The 2,075-nt window shown below is 76.6% G+C and carries 1 protein-coding gene and 1 riboswitch; the gene reads left to right on the top strand.

Features of this window, described 5'->3' with window-relative positions:
- Positions 1–78 precede the first annotated feature (78 nt).
- Positions 79–226: riboswitch (cobalamin riboswitch) on the top strand.
- A gap of 52 nt (positions 227–278) precedes the next feature.
- Positions 279–2,075: ATP-binding protein (locus G6R24_RS20510; protein WP_163550774.1), on the top strand; the 1,797-nt coding region annotated here is incomplete at its 3' end.

The following is a 2,075-nucleotide window of genomic DNA, read 5'->3' as shown; positions in this document are numbered from 1 at the left end:
GCCGGCGGGTGGGGCCTGGACGACGACGCCACCGCGGCCTGGCGGATGTGACATGCTGGCGGACGCGACAGCTAGCGGAGGAAGCCGGTGCGAATCCGGCGCGGTCCCGCCACTGTCACCGGAGAGCGCCGCCATCCACGTGCCCTACAGCCACACGGGCAGGTCACGACCGCCAGCGCGGTTGGAAGGCCGACGGCGGCGCGCGGGATCCGGGAGCCAGGATACTCCGGCCGTCGCGATGGACGACCACGGGCGAGGACCTGGGGAGGACCAGCGGCATGCCAGCACCACCCACAGCACCATCCGGTTCCACAGCAGCACCCGGTTCCACGGAACCGGCCACGGCCCTCCCGTCCGGTTGTGCGCAACCGTCGAGTGTCACCACCTCGCCGGCGGGTCGGGCCGATCCGTTCGCCGCGGACCGGGTCGGCGGGTTCCCGCTGGCGGCGGTCGTCGGGATGGACGATCTGCGGCTCGCGTTGCTGCTCAACGCGGTCAGCCCGGCCCTCGGCGGGCTGCTGGTGCGCGGGGAGAAGGGCACGGCCAAGTCGACCGCGGTCCGGGGGCTTGCCGACCTGCTCGCCCCGGTCGAGGTGGTCCGCGGCTGCCGGTTCGCCTGCGCCCCGGCCGCCCCCGACCCGCGCTGCCCGGACGGACCGCATCCGCCCGCCTCCCCACCCGGCGCGGACCCCGCGTCCACCTCGCCGGTGGCCGTGTCGGTGGTGCGGCCGGTGCGGCTGGTGGAGCTGCCGGTCGGGGCGTCCGAGGACCGGGTCACCGGCAGCCTCGACCTGGACCGGGCGCTCGCCGACGGGGTGAGTGTGCTGCGTCCGGGGCTGCTGGCCGCGGCCCACCGCGGCATCCTCTACGTCGACGAGGTGAACCTGCTCGGCGACCATCTCGTCGACGTCCTGTTGGACGCGGCCGCGACCGGTGTCGCCCACGTCGAACGCGACGGGGTGTCCGCCCGGCATCCGGCGCGGTTCGTGCTGGTCGGGACGATGAACCCCGAGGAGGGTGAGCTGCGCCCGCAGCTGCTCGACCGGTTCGCGCTCACCGTCACCGTCGCCGCCAGCCGTGACCCGCGGCTGCGCGCCAAGGTGGTCCGTCGCCGCCTGGCCTACGACGCCGACCCGGCCGGGTTCGTCGCCGCCTGGGCGCCCGCGCAGGCCCGCCTCGCCGCCCGGGTGGCCGCCGCCACCGTGCGGCTGCCGGCGGTGACCCTCACCGACGCCGCGTTGGACGCGATCGCCGCGATCTGCGCCGGTCTCGACGTCGACGGGATGCGCGCCGACGTCGTGCTGGCCCGCACCGCGCTGGCGCTCGCCGCCTGGTCGGGACGCGACACCGTGCGCGCCGCGGACCTGCGCACCGGTGCCCGCCTCGCGCTGCCGCATCGGCGCCGCCGCGGCCCGTTCGACGCCCCCGACCTCGACGACGCCACCCTCGCCGCGGTCCTCGCCGACGCCCTGGCCGGTCTCGATGACGCCGTGGCCGCCGAAACCGCCGCCCGTGAGCAGGCCGAGGCCCGCCGCCAGGCCGGCGCGTCCTCGAACGCCGCCACCGGCCGCCACCCCGGCACCGGGAACAGCCCCGAGGATCATGATGGGTCGGAGGGCCCCGGCGGGAACGACGACGGCGATCACGATGAGGACGGTCCCGACGGTCCTGGTGGATCTGGTGGTCAGGGTCCGGGAGACGGTTCCGCGGAACCGGGCGGGATGACCGACACCGGCGACCCGGACACCGGCGACCCGCGGGCCACCACCCCCTACGACCTGGACAATCCCTACGATCTCGACCCGGACGGTGATCTTCTCGCCCCGGACGACCACGACGTCGACGCCGCCCGGCCCGGTGACAGCGCGCGGCCTGGTGATCCCGAGCTGGCCGCTGCCGGCGCGGATGCCGACGCCCCGACCGTGGACGCCCTGGCCGACGACCCGCGGGCCCCCGCCGCACCATCCGGCGCCCACCCGCCGGGTGCGGGTCGCCCCGCTTTCCCGCCCCGTCCCACCGGTCCCACCCTGGCCCCACCCGGGCAGCGCGGCCGACACGGCGCCGCCACCAGCACC

It is taken from the genome of Candidatus Frankia nodulisporulans, from assembly GCF_902806475.1.
Lineage (GTDB): Bacteria > Actinomycetota > Actinomycetes > Frankiales > Frankiaceae > Frankia > Frankia umida.
The sequence above is the reverse complement of the archived record's forward strand: the minus strand, read 5'-3'. Positions and strand labels throughout refer to the sequence as shown.